At 69.5% G+C, this 18,470-nt stretch carries 11 protein-coding genes; 3 read left to right on the forward strand and 8 right to left on the reverse strand.

Features of this window, described 5'->3' with window-relative positions; translation table 11 throughout:
- Window positions 1-50: 50 nt before the first annotated feature.
- A complete protein-coding gene (locus B1759_RS18835; protein WP_158225350.1) occupies window positions 51-2,105 on the reverse strand; it encodes a PKD domain-containing protein in 2,055 nt (684 codons plus the stop codon).
- 516 nt (window positions 2,106-2,621) lie between these two features.
- Here B1759_RS18835 and B1759_RS18840 point away from each other — a divergent pair.
- Genes B1759_RS18840 through B1759_RS18850 form a run of 3 tightly spaced genes read left to right on the forward strand, consistent with a single transcriptional unit; the run spans window position 2,622 to window position 9,202 of the window.
- Window positions 2,622-4,280 (forward strand): sugar porter family MFS transporter, encoded by a 1,659-nt coding sequence (locus B1759_RS18840; protein ID WP_095516617.1) that lies wholly within the window; start codon window positions 2,622-2,624, stop codon window positions 4,278-4,280.
- A 52-nt stretch (window positions 4,281-4,332) separates the two neighbouring features.
- Window positions 4,333-5,694, forward strand: a complete 1,362-nt coding sequence (locus B1759_RS18845) for a glycoside hydrolase family 2 TIM barrel-domain containing protein (RefSeq protein WP_095516618.1) — start codon at window positions 4,333-4,335, stop codon at window positions 5,692-5,694.
- Between the two features lie 40 nt (window positions 5,695-5,734).
- Complete coding sequence (locus tag B1759_RS18850; RefSeq protein WP_095516619.1) at window positions 5,735-9,202, forward strand: hypothetical protein; 3,468 nt, start codon at window positions 5,735-5,737, stop codon at window positions 9,200-9,202.
- Between the two features lie 48 nt (window positions 9,203-9,250).
- On the opposite strand, the gene B1759_RS18855 is transcribed toward B1759_RS18850, so the two are convergent.
- From B1759_RS18855 to B1759_RS18885, 7 genes are all read right to left on the reverse strand, one after another.
- Entirely contained in the window at window positions 9,251-10,102 is an 852-nt protein-coding gene (locus B1759_RS18855) for a family 16 glycosylhydrolase (RefSeq protein ID WP_095516620.1), read from the reverse strand.
- Window positions 10,103-10,141: 39 nt separating this feature from the next.
- A complete protein-coding gene (locus B1759_RS18860; protein ID WP_095516621.1) occupies window positions 10,142-11,557 on the reverse strand; it encodes a glycoside hydrolase family 2 TIM barrel-domain containing protein in 1,416 nt (471 codons plus the stop codon).
- Window positions 11,558-11,590: 33 nt separating this feature from the next.
- Window positions 11,591-12,859, reverse strand: coding sequence for a hypothetical protein (locus B1759_RS18865; RefSeq protein WP_095516622.1), 1,269 nt, complete (start codon window positions 12,857-12,859; stop codon window positions 11,591-11,593).
- A gap of 14 nt (window positions 12,860-12,873) precedes the next feature.
- Window positions 12,874-13,899: a hypothetical protein gene (locus B1759_RS18870; RefSeq protein WP_143537497.1), complete on the reverse strand. Its 1,026-nt coding sequence runs from the start codon at window positions 13,897-13,899 to the stop codon at window positions 12,874-12,876.
- Window positions 13,900-13,910: 11 nt separating this feature from the next.
- Window positions 13,911-15,704 (reverse strand): hypothetical protein, encoded by a 1,794-nt coding sequence (locus B1759_RS18875; protein ID WP_095516624.1) that lies wholly within the window; start codon window positions 15,702-15,704, stop codon window positions 13,911-13,913.
- 11 nt (window positions 15,705-15,715) lie between these two features.
- Window positions 15,716-17,863, reverse strand: a complete 2,148-nt coding sequence (locus B1759_RS18880; protein ID WP_095516625.1) for a hypothetical protein — start codon at window positions 17,861-17,863, stop codon at window positions 15,716-15,718.
- 153 nt (window positions 17,864-18,016) lie between these two features.
- Window positions 18,017-18,470: T9SS type A sorting domain-containing protein (locus B1759_RS18885; RefSeq protein ID WP_143537498.1), on the reverse strand; the 454-nt coding region annotated here is incomplete at its 5' end.

Genomic DNA, 18,470 nt, shown 5'->3' on the forward strand with positions numbered 1-18,470 from the left:
ATCGACCGCAACGCACCGAGCCCCTCCCGTCGCCCCGCCGAGAGGACGCGTCACCGCACCAGCGTGACCCGGCGGACCACCGCGTGCCCGTCATCCGCCGTCAGACGCAGGACGTAGCTGCCCGTCGGCAGGCCGGTCCCGTCGAGGGTCGCCTCGTGGCGACCGGCGGCCATCGGCCCGTCGGCCAGCACGGCCACGTCGCGGCCGAGTACGTCCATCACCACCAGGCGCACCTCGGTGGCCCCGTCGAGGTGGAAGGACACCCGCGCCGAGCCGCGGAAAGGGTTCGGCGAGACGGTGAAGGGGGCATCCAAAGCCGCCGCCCGGCGAGAGACTCGCGGCGCATCCTCCGAAGCGGTGCATGGAGAAACCACCGCCTCGGTCAGGTTCTGCGAGAGGGACACGAGCGGCGCCACCTGATCGGCGGTCAGGTCCCCTGAATCGACCAAGGCCTCCAGGGCGTCCTGGTAGGCCGCGACCGGCGGCGTGGGATCCAGGCCGCGCCCGATCGCCACCCTGACCTGGCGGAGAAAACGGAGCAACGCCCCTGCCTGCGCGCGCGTCAGGTCTCCCGTCGAGAACAGTCGCGCGGTCTCGTCCTGAAGCTGGCCCTGCGCCCCGTCGACCGAGTAGACGAGCACCAGGCTCTCGTCGGGAGTCGACGATTGCGTGCCGTCGTTGACCGTGAGCATCGGGCGGACTCCCAGCGGCACCGGGAAGAAGGGCGGCGCCGGAGCGCAGAAGCTAGGCGTCGCGGTGTCCGCGCCGACGAGGACCACGCCGTCGGCGGTCCAGGCATAGGAGAGCGGGTCCCCGTCTGGGTCGAACGAGGCCGACCCATCGAGGGCGACCGTCTGGCCGGTCACGGCCCGCTGGTCCGGCCCGGCATCGGCGACGGGCTGGGTGTTGGGACCGAGCACGAACAGGTACCCGGCACTGTCGTCGGACAGGCCGACCACACCGGGCGCCCCGACCAGCAGTACGTCTCCCGCCATCGCCACAGAAAAGCCGAGCAGGTCCGCCGACGCCGCATCGGAGGCGATCAAAGACGTGGTCTCCGTGCAGACGGCGCCGCACCCATCGAGGTCGAAGACGTACGCCGACCCTGCGTTGTCGAGCCCTCCGCGGTCGTCCCGGGGCGCTCCGATGAGGGCTTGCTCGGTCGTCAACGCCACCGCCCACCCGAAGTCGTCGAAGTCCCGGCCATCTGCAGCGAGGAGCTTTGCCTCCTGCGTGCACGTCGTCCCGCATCCCGACAACCGAAAGAGGTACGCGGCTCCCGCGCCGCTCCCGCCGTCGTCGTCCCCGGTGGCGCCCACGAGGGCCAGGTCGCCCGATAGCGCGACCGAGGCGCCGAAGAAGTCCAGCATCGCCCCGTCGGAGGCCGTCAGTTTGGACGTCTGCGTCCAGACACCGCCGACGAGGTCGAACACGTACGCTGCCCCCGAGGCGGCGCCAGCGTCGTCGTCGAACATGGCTCCGACGACCGCGCGCGACCCGTCGAGTGCCACAGACCCGCCGAAGAGATCCCCGGTCTCCAGGTCGGCGGGCATCAGCGTGGCCTCCAGTTCCCAGGCACCTCCCGACCGGGCGAACACGAACGCCGCTCCGCCGTCGCCCGCCCCGCTTGCCCCGACCACCACGCGGTCCCCTGACGCCGAGACCGTGCCGCCGAAGTCGTCCCCGTCGGCTCCACCGGGAATCGAGAGGACGGCCTCTTCGGCCCACGCCCCGCCCGCGTGTGCGAATACTGTCACCGAGCCCCCCACGACGTCATCGGGAGCCCCCACGACAGCGAGGTCTCCGGCCAGCGACACGGCGCTCCCGAAGGCCTCGGTTCCCCCCAGGTCGGCGCGCGTCAGGGCGGCCACCTCGACCCAGTCCCCGTCGACGGCCTCGAACACAGCCACCAGGCTGGGAACGAGGGTGCTGCCCGGCGCCCCGACCAGGGCACGCTCCCCCTCCACCGCGACGGACGTTCCCGCCGATCGATGCAGCGACTCCGGGGCGAGCCTCGCCACCTCGGTCGACTGGGCATACGATGGGACTGCGACCAGCAGAGACAGGGTGAGCGTGCCAAACAGGGAGGCAGGGACGAAGCGCATCGGAGCAGAGCGGAATGTGGAGGCCCTCGACCTGCCCTCAGGCTCCTCACTGGAGGGGTAACGACCGAACCTCAAGCGAAACCCGAGTCGAGACATGCGGCCGGTTCGCCCACAACATAGAGCGGAGCCTGCGAACCACTCTGCCGCGCCCTTTGGAGACGCACAGGCACCGTCCTTCTGGTCACCGTATGGCCTCGACCCCATCAGGGGACGGGCCGGACTTGAGCCGCTGCCGTGGCTCGCGCCCCCCCTTCTCCCCCTCTGTTGCACGGATGTCGAGGAGGAAAGGGGCGCGGCGGCACGAGCATGTGCAAGCGGCGGAATTGCAAGAGGCTGGCCGCACACCCCACCAGAAGGTGCAGAGCCACCCAACGGGCTGGAAGCGCTTGCGTGCAGGGGCCCCAGAGCCTATCATAGTTTCGCCTGAAAACGTTTTCAGCCCGAGCCCTGCCGTCCCTCCGGCCGACGACTGGACGCCTGTTCCTCCCGGGGCCTGCCCCCTCCGCCCATACGCCCATGCCGAATCGTTTCTACGTCATCCGAACCGCGCTGATCGTCGCGCTGGGTGGCTTCCTGATGGGATTCGACGCCTCCGTGATCTCCGGCGTCGTCGGGTTCATCGAGACCGAGTTCGCGCTCACGAAGGCCCAGCTCGGGTTCTCCGTCTCCTCGCTCACGCTCACGGCGACGCTGGCGATGCTGGTCTCGGGGCCGCTCAGTGACCGGTTTGGCCGCCGCAAGATTCTGTTTCTCGCGGCCACCCTGTATGCGATTTCAGCCATCGCGTCGGCCCTGGCCCCCTCGTTCGGGTTCCTCGTCGCCGCCCGGATGATCGGAGGGCTGGGCGTGGGCGCCTCGCTCATCATCGCGCCGCTCTATATCGCCGAGATCGCGCCGCCGGCGATGCGCGGCCAGATGGTCTCGTTCAATCAGCTGAACATCGTGATCGGCATCACGGTTGCCTTCTTCACCAACTTCCTCATCCTCCAGCTCGCCGACTCGCCTGCCGCCTGGGCGCAGTCGCTGGGCCTCACGGACGGCCCGTGGCGGTGGATGCTCGGGCTCGAAACGCTGCCCGCGATCCTGTACTTCGTCGGGCTGTTCTTCGTGCCGCAGAGCCCCCGCTGGCTGCTGATGCAGGGGCGCCGGGACGAGGCCCTGCCGATCATGAAGATGGCCGTCGGGGGTGTGGCTGCGACGCAGGAGATCAACGAGATCGAGCAGAGCACGGCTCAGGAGCGAGCGGAGCAGGCAGAGGCCGACGCCCGCATTCAGAAGCGCCTCCAGAGTGGGACGCCTCGGGCCTGGATCTGGGCCGAGCAGTTGATCGGCAAGCTCAAGACCCTCTTCTCGCGCCCCATGTGGCTCGTGCTCTCCATCGGCGCCGTGATCGGCATCGTGCAGCAGGCCACGGGCATCAACGCGGTGTTCTTCTACGCGCCGACCATCTTCGAGCAGTCGGGCATCGGGACGGACGCGTCGTTCGTGCAGGCCATCTTCGTGGGCGTGATCAACCTCGTGTTCACGCTCCTCGCCATCGCCCTGATCGACCGGCTGGGACGGCGCCCGCTGCTGATCGGCGGCCTGATCGGCATCACGGTGGCCATGGGCCTGCTCGCCTACGGCTTCGGCAACGCCACCTACACGCTCGGTCCGGATGCCCCCGCCATCGTCGCGTCGGGCGGCGACGGGCTCACGCCGCTCATCGGGCAGACGTTCGACAACGACGTGGCCTTCAAGACGGCCCTCCAGGACGCCATCGGCGTCGCGGCCGCGACGGAGTACGAGGCGCCCCTCATCACGTCCGCCATCACGATGAACCCGATGCTGATCCTGATCGGCATTCTGGGCTTCGTGGCCTCGTTCGCAGTCTCGCTGGGCCCGGTGATGTGGGTGCTGTTCTCGGAGCTGTTCCCGAACCGGATTCGCGGGCTCGCGATCTCGTTCGTCGGGCTGATCAACTCGGCGGTGAGCTTCGGCGTCCAGCAGCTCTTCCCGGTCGAGCTGGCCGCGCTCGGCGCCGCGACGACGTTCGCCATCTTCGGCGCGATCGCGGCGGCGGGCCTCGTGTTCGTGGTGCTGGTGGTGCCCGAGACGAAGGGCAAATCGCTCGAAGAGCTGGAGGCCCAGCTCGTCCGCACGCCGGGTTCGTCGCTCGCCGCCACGCCCGTGTAGGGGAGCCGTCCTCCCTTCCTCCCGACCTGCTTCACCCCACCCCCGCGTCCCGATGCGCCCCGTCCTCCCCGCCCGCCTCGGCCTCCTCGTGGGCGCCGTCGCCCTCCTTGCGGCCTGCGCCTCCGAGCCTGCCGCCCCTGCGGCTCCGTCGTCCGAGGCGGACGGGCCCGCGCACGTCGAGGTCGTCCAGACGGACGGCCGCTACCAGCTCCTGGTCGACGGGGCGCCCTTCTTCATCGAGGGCGCCGGGCTGGAGTTCGGCGACATCGCGGCGCTCGCCGGGCACGGCGGCAACTCGTTCCGCACGTGGCGCACCGACAACGGCGAACGCACCGCGCGGGAGGTCCTGGACGAAGCCCACCAGCACGGCCTCATGGTCACGATGGGCCTGGAGATCGCCCGGGAGCGTGAGGGCCAGGGCCGCGGCGTGTTCGGGTTCGACTACGACGACGAGGCGGCGGTCGCCGAGCAGCTGGCGCGCGTCCGCGAGGAGGTAGAGGCGCTCAAGGACCACCCGGCGCTCCTGATGTGGGGCATCGGCAACGAGCTCAACCTGGGCGCCGAGAACCCAGCCGTGTGGGACGCGGTCGGCCAGATCTCGGACATGATCCACGAGGTCGACCCCCACCACCCGACGACGACCATGCTCGCGGGAGTGAGCAAGGAGATCGTCGACGAGATCCGCGTGCGCGCACCGAGCCTCGACCTGCTGAGCGTCCAGTTCTACGCCGACATCGAGAACCTGCCGCAGCGCATCGCGGATGCGGGCTGGACCGGCCCCTACATGGTCACGGAGTGGGGCGCGACCGGCCACTGGGAGGTCGAGGAGACGCCCTGGGGCGCCCCCATCGAGAACAACAGCTCGGTCAAGGCGGACCTCTACCGCACCCGCTACGAAACCGCCATCGCGTCCGACACGACCCAGATCCTCGGCTCGTACGTCTTCCTCTGGGGCCAGAAGCAAGAGCGCACCCCCACCTGGTACGGCATGTTCATGCCCACCGGCGAGCAGACCGAGGCGGTCGACGTGATGGAGACGCTCTGGACCGGTCAACCGCTCGCCAACCGGACCCCGCGCCTGGAGTCGCTCACCCTCGACGGACGCGTCGCCACGGACGCCATCCAGCTCGCCGCTGGCCAGGAGGTCCCGGCGGCGGTCGTCTCGACGGACCCCGACGGCGACGGCCTCCGCTACGAGTGGGAGGTCCGCCGCGAGCAGACCGACCTCAGCGAGGGCGGCGATGACGAATCCGTCCCCGAACTCCTGACCGGCGCCGTGGCGCCCACCGACGCGGCGCAGGTCTCGGTCACCGCACCCGCCGAGACAGGTGCCTACCGCCTCTTTGTCAACGTGTACGATGGCCAGGGCCACGCAGCCCACGCCAACATCCCTTTCTATGTCGGCGACTTCTAGACCGCACGCCCCCGCCCCGCCCACTCACCCCGACGGTCCCGTGCCCCGCCTCGTCGTCGGCTCCGCTCCGGTCCACCCCGATGCGGGCGCGGTCGCGGGGTCCTTCGTGGAGATGGACGGGCACCCTGCCTACCGGATCGACCACGTCGACGGGATGGCGCCGTTCTTCGTCACCGTCGTCAGCGACGCCGACCACTGGCTGTTCGCGTCGAGCACGGGCGGGCTCACGGCGGGGCGCTGCAGCCCCGACCACGCCCTCTTCCCCTACGAGACGGTCGACCGCATCCACGACGCGCAGGACCGGACGGGCAGCAAGACCCTCCTGCTCGTCTCGCGGTCTGGCGAGGGGGACGGGGCGTCACAGACCGCCCTCTGGGAGCCCTTCTCGGACCGGTACGCTGGCCTGTACGCGACCCGCCGGAGCCTGACCAAGACGCTCCGGGGAGACCGTCTCCGCTTCGAGGAGGCCAACGACGACCTCGGCCTGACGTTCGCTGTCACCTGGACCACCAGCGAGCGGTTCGGCTTCGTCCGCACCTCCGAGCTGGTCGCTCACGGCGACGCCGCCGTCTCGGTGCGCGTGCTGGACGGCGTCCAGAACCTCATGCCGTACGGCCTCATCCGTGAGCTTCAGGCAGTCCGCAGCAACCTGGCCGACGCGTACAAGAAGAGCGAACTCGTGCCCGACACGACGCTCGGGCTGTTTCTCCTGAGCGCGATCCCGGTCGACCGCGCCGAGCCGAGCGAGGCGCTCAAGGCGACCACCGTCTGGTCGGCCGGGCTCACGCCCGACGCGGTGCTCCTCTCCGCCCGCCAGCTAGACCGCTTCCGCCTCGGGAAGGCCGTCGAGACCGAGACCGCCGTCCGCGCCGAGCGCGGGGCGTACTTCGTCGCGGCGACGCTGGCCCTCGCCGCGGGCGAGGCGCAGACCTGGGACCTCGTGGCCGACATCGAGCAGGACGCCGCCGACGTGATCGCCCTGGCCGACCGCCTCGCAGACCCGGACGCGCTCCACGCGGAGGTCCACGCGGACGTCGAGGCGGGCACAGAGCGGCTCCGCCAGCTCGTCGCGGGCACCGACGGCGAGCAGGTCACCGGCGAGCCGATGACCACGGCCCGCCACCGCATGAACGTGCTGTTCAACATCATGCGGGGCGGCGTCTTCGACGAGGGCTACAGCGTCGTCCGGGAGGACGTGCGGGCGTACGTCGCCCACCACAACGCGCCGCTGGCGCGCGCCCACGCCGGTCTCTTCGACGCCCTCCCGGAGCGCGTCACCATCGAGGCGCTGTACGCGATGGCGGCAGACGCGGGCCCCCAGATGCAGCGCCTCTGCGCGACGTACCTGCCGCTCAGCTTCAGCCGCCGCCACGGCGACCCCAGCCGCCCCTGGAACCACTTCTCCATCGACATCAAGACGGACGACGGCGACTGGAAGCGAGGGTACGAGGGCAACTGGCGCGACATCTTCCAGAACTGGGAGGCGCTCGGCCGCTCGTACCCCGGCTACCTGGAAGGCATCATCGCGACGTTCGTCAATGCCTCCACGGCCGACGGCTACAACCCGTACCGCATCACGGACGAGGGCATCGACTGGGAGACCATCGAGCCCGACGACCCGTGGTCGTACATCGGCTACTGGGGCGATCACCAGCTGATCTACCTGCTCCGGTTGCTTGTGCTGTCGCGTCAGCACCACCCCGGAAGGCTGGAAGGGCTCCTCTCGCGGCGCCTCTTCAGCTACGCCAACGTCCCGTACCGCATCAAGCCGTACGCCGACCTGCTCCGCGATCCGCACGACACGGTCGTGTTCGACGCCGACCTGGAGGCGGAGATCGAGCGCCGCGTGCGCGCGGTCGGGGCGGACGGCAAGCTGCTCTGGGACGCCGACGGCGAGGTCCGCCTCGTGACGCTCGCCGAGAAGCTCCTGGTGCCCGTGCTCGCCAAGCTGACCAATCTGATCCCCGAGGGCGGCGTCTGGATGAACACCCAGCGGCCCGAGTGGAACGACGCCAACAACGCCCTCGTGGGCTACGGCGTCTCGATGGTGACGCTGTTCGCGCTCCGTCGCATGCTGGACGTCCTGCGCGACCTCTTCGAGGCCGCGCCCGACGACGCCGTCGAGCTCTCGGCCGAGGTGGCGGACCTGCTGGACGCCGTCTCGCGTGCGTTCGCCGACCACGCCGCGCTCACTGACCGCGCGCTCACCGACGCCGAGCGCAAGCGAGTCGTGGACGCGCTCGGCGAGGCGGGCTCCGCCTACCGCGAGGCGCTCTATGCGACCGGGCTTTCCGGCGACGTCCGCACCGTGCCGGTGGCCGCCGTCCGCACCCTGATGGACCGCGCGCAGGCGGTCGCGGACCACACCATCGCGGTCAACCGCCGCGACGACGGCCTCTTCCATGCCTACAACCTGATGTCGGCGCAGGGCGACGGGGTCTCGGTCGGGCACCTCTACCCGATGCTGGAGGGCCAGGTGGCCGCGCTCGACGCGGGCATCCTCTCGCCCGAGGACTCGCTCGATACGCTGGAGGCGCTCCGCGCGAGCGCCATCTACCGTCCCGATCAGCACAGTTACCGCCTCTACCCGGACCGCGAGCTTCCCTCCTTCCTCGACAAGAACAACGTCCCGGCGGACGCGGTCGCGGCGTCTCCCCTCCTCCAGGCGCTGCTCGCCGACGGCGACCGGTCGCTGGTCGTGCGCGACGTGCGCGGCGGCGTCCACTTCAACGGCGCCTTCCGCAACAAGACGGACGTACAGGCGGCGCTCGACGCCCTTCGCCACACAGGCCGCGCGGTGACCGAGGCGGACGCCCGGCAGGTCCTCGAGGCCTTCGAGGCCGTCTTCGACCACCGGTCCTACACCGGCCGCTCCGGCACCTTCTTCGGCTATGAGGGCCTGGGCAGCATCTACTGGCACATGGTCTCCAAGCTGGCGCTCGCCACGCTGGAGACCGCCCTCCGCGCCCACGACGACGGCGCCGATGGCGACGTGCTCCAGCGGCTCGGCGATGCGTACTACGACATTCGCGCCGGGCTGGGCGTCGCCAAGACGCCTGCCGAGTACGGCGCCTTCCCGGCCGACGCGTACTCCCACACGCCCGGTCACGCGGGAGCCAAGCAGCCCGGCATGACGGGCCAGGTCAAGGAGGACATCCTGTGCCGCTGGGGCGAGTTGGGTGTCCGCATCGAGGACGGCCAGATCGCCTTCCGCCCGGTCCTCCTGCGCGCCGACGAGTTCCTGACGGCTCCGATGACGTTCTCGTTCGTCGACGTGCACGGTCAGAGCCAGACGCTCGACCTGGGCATGGGGCAGCTCGGGTTCACGTACTGCCAGATGCCGGTCATCTACCGCCGCGCCGAAACGTCGGCGCTCCGCATCGTCGGCGCGGACGGGAGCGTGACGGAGATCGACGGCGACGCGCTCTCGCCGGAGATCAGCGCCGAGGTCTTCGGCCGCTCCGGCGCCTACGTCCGCATCGAGGTGGACCTCCATCCCACCCGCTGAGCCGCCCGCCTCGGGCGCTCTGCGGGGGCACCGAGGCGGACCGCCCCCCTACGCGTCGCGCTTGTAGACCCGGACGTAGTCGACCTGCATCGACTGTGGGAAGACGGTCGTCGCGTCCGGCGGGCCAGGCAGGTTGCCGCCCACGGCCACGTTCAGGATCATGTGGAAGGCGTGGTCGAACGGCGCCGCCGGGTCGTCGCTGCCGGTGGTGTACCAGTCGTCGGAGGTCTGCGTCTGGTAGAGCACGTTGTTGACGTACCACCGGATCTCGCCCTCCTCCCATTCGAGGGCGAACACGAAGAAGTCGTCGGCGAAGGTGCCTGCGGCGAGCTGGAATTCGTCCCCGGAGAACACGTTGCCCGGGAAGGGCGCGCCGTAGTGGAGCGTGCCGAACACCTCGTCCGGACGGCTGCCGATGTTCTCCATGATGTCGATCTCGCCGCTGGCGGCCCACCCGCCGTAGGTGTCCTCGCTGAAGAACATCCAGATGGCGGGCCACAGGCCCTGCGTCTCGGGCAGCTTGGCCTTGATCTCGAAGCGCCCGTACGTCCAGTCGGCCTTGCCGTCGGTCGTCATCCGGGTGGACGTGTATGCGCCCTCCCCTTCCTCGCGCGCCGTGATGGTCAGCAGCCCGTCGGCGACTGTGTAGTTGTCCGGCGTGTAGACCTGGAGTTCGTTGTTGCCCCAGCCGCACAGGTTGGGGCAGCCGTCGCCGAGTTGGAGAGTCCACTTCGAGCCGTCCAGCGTGGTCCCGTCGAACTCGTCGGCCCAGACGAGCGACCAGCCCGCGGGCGTCGCCTCAGGGTCCGGGATCACCTGATCCACCGAGTTGTCGCAGCCGGACGCGGTGCCCAGCAGGATCAGGCCGAAGAGCGCGGGGCGGAAGAAGGCGGACGACATGGAGACAGAAGAATCGTGGATCAGGAAGAACGCCGTCGGCTAGCGTGCGGCCGTCTCGGGCAGGCGGCCGACGTGGAACGGAAGGTTGGCGGTCGCGACGTTGCCGTTGCCGTCGTACACGTAGACGAACATGCGGTACGGGCCCTCAAGACGCGGCGCGCGGATCGTGAGCGCTCCGCTGTCTCGGCGGACGACGTCGAGGCGGACGGCGTCCGGACGCGTCTCCGCATCGCCACCCGCGCGAATGTCGGTGCTCTCGGGAAGCAGTTCCCACTCGTAGCGGAGCTCGTCGCCGTCCGGGTCGGTGACCGTCGCCTCGAAGGCGACCTGGCTGCGAGGGTCGACGAAGACGCTCGCGTACCGGTCCTGGCCGTTGGCCGTGTAGGCGGTGAGGCTGGGCGCGCGGTTCTCAGGGTAGGCACCGGTCCAGAGGTACTGGAGTTCGTCCAGCACCTCGGTCTCGTACCCGCCCGGCGTGAAGATGCCGTACCAGGTCGGCGTGGTCTCCTGCTTGTCGCCCCAGAGGAAGGCATACGAGCCGATGCAGGAGACGGGGTCGGCGGCGATGCCACGCTCGTAGCGGATGCGGTACATCTGCGCTTTCTCATGACTGGTCTGCTCGATGGGCACGCCCCATGCGGTCTTGGGCACCTCCCAGTGGCCATCCGGACCCCACTCGGCGATCACGTACGGTCCGTCCCAGCCCGCGCGCCGAAGCTGCACGCCGACGCTCGGCCCTTCGTACCCATACGAGCGGAGATCACTCGTGCCCCCCACCAGCTCACCATAGGTGTTGATGCCGTACACATCGATGGCCGGCGCCCGCTCCATGATCAGCTGCACCTCGGCCACGTCCAGCCCGGCGGTGACGTGCATCACGGGATGGTTCGGGTCCTCCTCGTGGATCATCTCCGCGATGTCGTTGAGCGCGTCCCACACCTTGAAGTCGGTGTAGAAGAGGTCGTTCTCGTTCCCCAGCCCCCACATCAGAATGGCCGGGTGGTCCTTGTACTCGCGAACGACCTCGCGGAACTGCGCCAGTTGCGCGGCGACGGCACGCCCGTCGTTGTAGTCGAACCCCTGGCGCTCCTGCCCCGCCCACAGGCCGAAGACGACCGATAGCCCGCGCTCATGCGCGGCGTCGAGGATCCCGATGGCCTCGCCGGCGCCCCACGTGCGGATCGAGTTGGCGCCCGCCGCGACGGCCTCGTCCAGGTAGGTCACGCCGCCGACGCCGCGGATGTAGTAGGGCTCTCCGCCCCGAAGCAGCGTCCAGGACCCGTCCTCGCCCTGCTGAAGCTCCACCGGGATCGCGCCCTCGAAGCGCGGGCCGCTCTCGATGACGCCGGAGGACGCGGGCCGCTCTGTCGTGGAACGGTCGTCGCGCTCCTGGGCCTGTGCGGGGGGGAGCGCCAGGACGAGAGCGAGAACGAGGAAGAAGGGAGCGTGTCGCATGACAGGAGGGGCGGAGTTGACCGGGCGGGGAGACTACTCGGCGCGGACGAGGCGGAGGTTGTCGATCAGGACCTCGCCCGCGTCATCCAGGAAGAAGACGAGCTCCTTGAGGTTGCTGAGGTCGGCGCCATTCTGGAAGGCCGGTAGGTTGCCGACGGTCGCCGGAGCCGCGGCCAGCTCGCGCCCTCCGCCACGCAGTTCCGAGAACGGGATCGTGACGGTCTGCCACTCGCTCGTGAACCGACCCGAGGCGACGAAGCGGCCGTCGAGGATGATCTGCGAGAGCTGGCGGTTGTAGTCCTCCAGCGCGACGCGGACCGGGAGTTGGGACGACGTGCCGGATGGCAACCGTACGTCGAACTGGATCGCCGCGCCGGCCGCGACCGGCGTCATGTCGATGGGGTACCACTTGTCCCAGCTCACGCCCATCGCGCCCTCGTAGCACTGCGGGTCGGTAACATCCCACCGGAGGCGGAGCGCCGTCTCCCCCTGCGAGGGATCCGCCGAGGTGGGCTCGATCGACTGGCAGGCATCGGTGACGAGGCCCCACCCGTCGTCGTTGATGAAGGCGTCGCCGAAGAGCTGGATCGGGAGCGCGGTCGGGTCGGGGCGGAGGTCGACGGTGATCCACGGCTCCAGCGGCGGCTCCTCGTAGAAGACCAGCTGGATGTCGTCGATGTAGATGCTGCCCGACTGCTGGAGCTCGAACATGAGCTGCTTGACGTTGGTCGGGTCGAGGTTCTCGACCTCCAGGTCGAACGCCGACAGCGGCACCGTGACCGTCTGCCACTCCTCGTCGATGAAGGTCCGCTCGAAGTAGCGGTTGGCGGTGTAGGCGAACCCCATGCCCCCGGAGTAGTCCTCCAGCGTCAGCACGATGGGGAGGCCGAACATCCGCCCTTCCTTCGCGCGGACGCGCATCTGGATGGCCGCGTACGGGAGGATCTCCGAGATGTCCTTGCCCACCCAGTTGTCCCAGCCGAAGCCGAGGCCTGCCCACTTGCACCCCTCCGCACCGCGGTCCCAGGAGACGGCCACGGCCCGCTGCCCGTCGTAGACCACGTCGGACGTGACCTCGCCCTGCGTGCAGTTGGCGTCGTCCTGGAACCAGACCGTGTCGTCGTTCTGATCCGCGAAGATGGACGGCTCGACGGCCAGCGCCAGCGTCCGGGGCCGCTCGGGGGCTGCGACCGGCTCGAAGCCATCGTAGAGGGTCGCCGTCTGGAACTGGACGCAGCCGGAACTGAGGAGCCCGACGACCAGAAGGGCGAGCGCGGAGAAAGAGAGACGGCGATCAGGCATGGCAGGGGTACGCATCAGAGCTCCAGCGGGCCGCCCGAGGTGAACGTGATGTAGTCGATCCCGAACGCGACCTGGAGTGGCGTCGAGGGCTGGGCGTTGTTGTCAGAGATGAGAACGACGCGCACCCCGACGATGTTGGCCGCCTGCTCCTGCGTGATGCCTCCGTCGCCGATCTCGCTCACGGGCTTGCTGAAGAGCCTCCAGCCCTCGAAGTCGACGGGGATGTCCCCGAACGGCACCGCCAAGTCGCGGTCGAGCTCGTAGGCCCCGGTCCCGTTGGCGTCCACGATCAGCTGGATGACGGCGATCGTGTAATCGGTGCCGTAGCCGCGGAGCAGGAAGTTGAAGTACAGGTCTTCCGGGACCGTCGTCGGGACCGGGAAGAGGCCGTTGCCGTCCGGCCGGATGTCGATCAAGCCCACGAAGAAGTTGCGGGTGCCGCCCGACGGGGGCTCGGTGCCTCGAAGCACGAAGTAGCCATCTCCCTGCCCAGGGGCAAATTCGGCCGTGATGCCCGCGTTTTGGAATTCGAACTCGAAGTTGCCGATGGAGATGTTCTCGCCGCCCTCGAAGTCTGCGAACACGTTGCCCGGGTAGGTCCGCGGGGAGACCACCTCGACCGTCGTCCGGAGCGTGTCGGTTTCCTCCGACGGGACGAACAGCGCCACGTCCACCGTCTCGTCCTTGAAGAAGGGGAGCTCGGTAGTCCCGCCGTTCCAAGTCGCGTTGGTGGCGTCGAGCACGTTCGAGAAGCCCTCGATCCGCTTGACGGCGCCGCTCTCCTGGCCGGTGATCAGCAGGACCCACGCGGCCTGCTTGTTGAAGGTGGCCGAGAACGCGACATCTTCGCCCCCGGCGAAGTCCACGGTCGGCTGGGACGCCGCGACGGGTTCGACGAAGTTGAAGTCGCCGAAGCGGTCGGTGAGGTTGGGCCCGGCCGGGTCGGTGAGGTGGTCGCAGCCCGCGGCCCCGACGCCGACGACGAGCGCCAGCATGGCGGCTCGGAGCGTCCGGGAGGAGAGGGTGTGGGAGTGAGACATCATCGGACGGGCTAGAAGGACATGCTGTAGAGAGCGAACACCTGCCCGAGATCGTAGTCGGCGTCCGGGGTGGCGTCGCGGCCGTACGAGAAGCGCTGGACCTGGACGGTGAGGTAGACATCCTCCTTGAACCGGTAGCGCAGGCCCGCGCCGAGGAGCGACTCGCTGTCGTTGGTCACGAACGGGGCAGGGAAGTCGCGAACGACGTTGAAGTCCGCGATCTGGGGCACGTAGTCGCGCCCGTCGGAGGTGCGGATGGTGGCGCCGAGGAGCACGTCGAGGCGGTCGTAGACCTCGGCGGCGAGGCCCGCCTCCAGCAGCACCGACGTGAGGTCCACGACCTCGAACTCGTTGCCGCCGCGGCTGGTGTTCTCGACCTGGGTCCCGAACGTGAGCCCGATCATCCGGTCCAGCCCGGCGAGGCGCCCGACGGGCACGTCGGCGCTGGCGCGGAACCTCACGAAGTCCTTCAGCTCGGTCGTGCCCTGGCCGCGGATCTCGGTGAGCAGGTCGAGGCCGACGGATGCCGCGATGGCCCCGTCGACAGGGGCGTAGTCGGCGTCGAGGCGGACGCCCCGGCGGTTCGGGGTCGCGCGGCCGTAGGGCAGCACGTTGCTGTAGCGCGGGTCGTAGGCCATCAGCTGGTCGCCCACCTGAGACGTGTAGATCCCCGCATCGCGCGACAGGTCGAACAGGCTCAGCCGACGCTGGGCTCGCCCGCTGCCGACACGGTTGAAGGTGCTCAGCGAGCGCGTGTAGTCGACCCGCTTGCTCTGTGCGGCGGCGCTGTAGAACTCCGGCCCCACGTCGATGAACATCACGGACCCGCCGAAGCCGGTGGACGCGTGCGCGGCCCGGAGCCCGATCTCGAAGAACGTGTCGGAGCTCTCGACCAGCGGGTCCGGCTGCGTCTCCGCCTCGGGCACGCGCTGGACGCGCTCGACGTCAGAGCTGCCCGCCTCCCCGACGAGGTTGAGCGCCACCGGCCCGTTGCCGAGGAGCGTCACGTCCGCGTCGAAGGTCAGGACGTGGTTGCGAATGCCGAGCGTCGCCTCCCCCGACTCCAGGTCGTCCCAGGTGCTGGCGAGCGTCGTCCCGAGGCGGACCTGTGAGTCGTACGGGCCGACGCGGGAGGACGTGAGGCCCAGCTGCCCGCCGCCGATCAGACGCGTGGGACGCGTGCGGAAGTCGGTCGCCCGAAGACGCGCGAGAAAGACCTTCGCGTCGACCGACTCGACGGCCTGGTCGAAGGCCAGCCCGAAGTCCAGGTTGGCGCCCTGCAGGCGCCGCTCGTTGTCTCCTGTGTAGAAGTTCTCGTAGTCGATCACCTCGCGCTGCGCCTGGAAAACCTCCGGCGTGTTGACCGTTCCGTCCTCGTCGGACAGGAAGAGCGTGTAAGGCGTCAGGGCGAGGTTCATGTCGCCGACGTGGTAGCGGACGGCGTCGGCCACGATGCCGCGCGCCCACAGTTCGCGGATCTCCACGGTCGCCCCCGCCCCGAAGAAGCCGCCGAACTCGTTGCGGAGCCGGACGACGCCCTGCACCTCGGTCACGCGGTTGGGCTGCGCGTTGACTGCGAGGTCGAGCAAGAAGTTGCCGTCCGTGAGCCGGTCCGACGTCAGGGTGTCGTTGTCGATCACCGCGCCGCCGAGGTCGGTCTGCTGGAGGTAGGTCCGGCCCAGGCCGTTGAACCGGATGCCGGGCGCGGTGGCCTCGGGCGCTCCCTGGGCGGAGGCGTCCAGCGGGACCGCCAGCGGAAGCGCCAGCGTCAGGAGGAGCAGGCTCGGTCGAAGGAAGAGTCGCATGCCGCGGGCGGTTAGATAAAGATCTTGAGTTCGACCGTCATCTCCCGACCCTGGTAGGTGTCCAGGGGAAAGCTGCGGTCCTCGAAGTCCATCCATCGGTGGCGGACGTAGAGCCCCGTGTTGGGGGCGAGGGTCCAGTCGAAGCCGACCCCGATCCCGCGCGCCACCTGGTCGCGGGGCAGGCCCGTTTCGTCGCTCAGCTCAGTGAAGCGCCCGCCGCGGGCGTTCTCCAGACCGAGGTAGCCGGTCAGCATGAAGCGGTCGGTGATCTCGGCGTAGAGGTCGAACTCGTGGTACTGGACGAAGAGGTACGTGTCGTCGTCACGGGGCAGCGCCTGCGCGCTGGGGTTGGCGGAGCCAAAGCTGCCCAGGTAGAACAGGTACAGGTTGCGGTCGAGCAGGCGACCGCGCACCTTGCCCGTCAGGTCGACGGCGTGGTAGAACTTGCGGTTGAGCGCCGTGCCGGACACCGGGTCCACGTCGGTCGTCTGGACGCGCTCGAAGACGCCCCGGAAGAACGAGTACTGACGCCCGAGCGGGCCGAACTGGGTCGCGCAGGTCGCGTTTTCCGGGAATGGGTTGTAGATCCGCGACAGCGCGAGCCCGTTGACGCGGTGGACGTACGACAGCTCCGAGGTGGTCGGGGCCAGTTCGTGGGCCAGCCCCCACCCGACCCCGAACTGTGCCGGTCCGCCCCGCCATCCCGTGTTGACGTTGACCCCGCGCCGGTTGTGGGCCAGTTGGTTCACCTGCGTGATGACGCCCCCCACGCCGCCGTCGCCTGCTGCCACCTCGCACCCCGCGTTGGCGCGGAGCTGTGGGTTGTTGCCGGTCGCGATCTCGCCGTTCTCGTTGTAGAAGTGACGCCCGACCTGGTACAGTTGGACGTCCAGAGGGAAGACCGTCCGCTCGGCGGGCACCTTGGCGCGCAGCATCAGCGCCTCTCCCCACTTCGAGTCATAGGCGGGGCTCTCGAACAGGCTCGCGCCCAGCTCGCCGCTCACGTTGACGCCGAACGCGTTGGCGTCGAAGTTGGCCGTGTGGACCTGATACTGCCGCCGCTCGGCCGTCAGGCTGTCGAGCGTCCGGTAGCTGTAGATCGAGTTGAGCGCGACGAGGTTGTCGCCGAAGGCCCGCTGCAGCCGCCCGCCACCGATGAAGCTCGGCAGCGCACGCGCCTCGCCGCTGAAGTCCAGGTAGGTCGGCACGCCGCCCGAGGTGCCGCCGCCGGGGACGGTCGTGGTCGGGTCGGTGGCCGCGCCCGGCAGGCCGCCGTTGGGCTGGGTCTTGCCGAAGAAGGCGTCGAAGCCGATGCCGCCGGGCAGTTCGCGCCCGTCGAGGATGAGCCCCTGGAAGGCCTGGTAGTTCCAGCGCTGGTCACCGGGGTTGGCCTGCCCGGTCTCGAAGTAGCTGTCGTATTTGACCGACCCATTGACGCCCTCCCACGGCGTCCGGTCGAAGATCGAGAAGCGGTCCAGCACTTGGTACACGCCGATGGTGAACGGACTCAGGTTGTACCAGTGGATGCCACCTGCGCGGACCCCGAAGTTGCCCGCCTCGGTCCGAAAGTTGCCGTAGAAGTTGACGCCGAGGTTCAGCGAGATCGTGTTGTTCTCGTTCTCGGTCCCCTCGTAGGGGGTGTACACGAACAGCTCCGTCGCAAAGCTGGAGCGCCCGTTCGGGCGGCCGAGCACAGTCACCGAGAGCATCGGCTCGCGGTACCCGTCGCCGACCCCATAGGCCCGCTCAAAGGGCGCCAGGTTGGGGTACGGCTCTGTCATGTTGCGCCCGTACAGGAACAGGCGGTAGTACCCAAAGACGGTCAGCGGCTGCGGACGCTCCCGCAACACCTCGGTGGTGTCGTCCGGCAGGGCGTCCGTCATCGACGAGAAGTCCAGCGCCAGCGGCTCACGGACAGTCGGAACGGGAGCCTGGTCGGAAGCGCTCCCGAGGTCGAGCGACTCGGTGAGATCCAGACGCAGCCCGCGCCCGTCCAGCACGGAGTCTGAGACGGCGAGCGGCGTGGGCGACGCCAGATCCAGCGCCTCCTCGGGCCTGTCGAGGCCGAGGAGGTCCTCCCCACCGGCCGGAGCCTGCGCCGAGGCGGTGCCGACCGAGAGGCCGAGCGCGAGCGCCAGCACCGCGGGCCACCCGCGCATCGCACGACCGCCCCGCGGACGGAAGGGTCGTGCGATGCTCAGGAGGAGCCGTGTGCGACGAAGAGCCAGAGTCGCCATGGGAGTCGGTCGGTAAAACGAAGGGGTCGCTGCGTGGCCCGACCCGTGCCAGGCCACGCAGCAGACACCCGGGGGCTAGCGAACCACGGTCAGGCGCGTCGAGGCGATGCCCGCCTCGGTGGCCACGCGGACGAGGTAGACGCCCGGCGCGAGCGTGCCCGTGGGCACCGCGAGGCGGACCTCACCCGCGGCCTGCGGGCCGTCGGCCAGCGTCGCCACGCGGCGGCCGAGCAGGTCGACCACGTCGACCGACACGCGGGAGGCCGTGGCCAGGTCGAAGGTCACCGTCGCGTGCCCCGCCGTCGGGTTCGGGAACGTCACCGGAGCCCCAGCGAAGACCGGCGGGAGTTCACGGGCCACATCTCCGGCCGTCGCGAAGGCGAAGTCATCGAAGGAGACGGCGAAGCCGGGGCCGTAGAGCCCGCCCATCGCGATCACCACGTTCTTGACGCGCGAGAAGTCGAAGCCGTCGTTCGAGCCGACGTTGAACGAGTTGTCGTCGTAGAAGGCCGAGATCGGAAGCTGGACG

It is taken from the genome of Rubrivirga sp. SAORIC476 (assembly GCF_002283555.1).
In the GTDB taxonomy this organism is placed as follows: Bacteria; Bacteroidota; Rhodothermia; order Rhodothermales; family Rubricoccaceae; genus Rubrivirga.

Coding starts and splice junctions, on each gene's coding strand:
- B1759_RS18875 (WP_095516624.1), bottom strand. CDS start 15,704: ATGCGACTCTTCCTTCGACCGAGCCTGCTCCTCCTGACGCTGGCGCTT.
- B1759_RS18880 (WP_095516625.1), bottom strand. CDS start 17,863: ATGCGCGGGTGGCCCGCGGTGCTGGCGCTCGCGCTCGGCCTCTCGGTC.
- B1759_RS18860 (WP_095516621.1), bottom strand. CDS start 11,557: ATGCGACACGCTCCCTTCTTCCTCGTTCTCGCTCTCGTCCTGGCGCTC.
- B1759_RS18845 (WP_095516618.1), top strand. CDS start 4,333: ATGCGCCCCGTCCTCCCCGCCCGCCTCGGCCTCCTCGTGGGCGCCGTC.
- B1759_RS18840 (WP_095516617.1), top strand. CDS start 2,622: ATGCCGAATCGTTTCTACGTCATCCGAACCGCGCTGATCGTCGCGCTG.
- B1759_RS18865 (WP_095516622.1), bottom strand. CDS start 12,859: ATGCCTGATCGCCGTCTCTCTTTCTCCGCGCTCGCCCTTCTGGTCGTC.
- B1759_RS18855 (WP_095516620.1), bottom strand. CDS start 10,102: ATGTCGTCCGCCTTCTTCCGCCCCGCGCTCTTCGGCCTGATCCTGCTG.
- B1759_RS18835 (WP_158225350.1), bottom strand. CDS start 2,105: ATGCGCTTCGTCCCTGCCTCCCTGTTTGGCACGCTCACCCTGTCTCTG.
- B1759_RS18870 (WP_143537497.1), bottom strand. CDS start 13,899: ATGTCTCACTCCCACACCCTCTCCTCCCGGACGCTCCGAGCCGCCATG.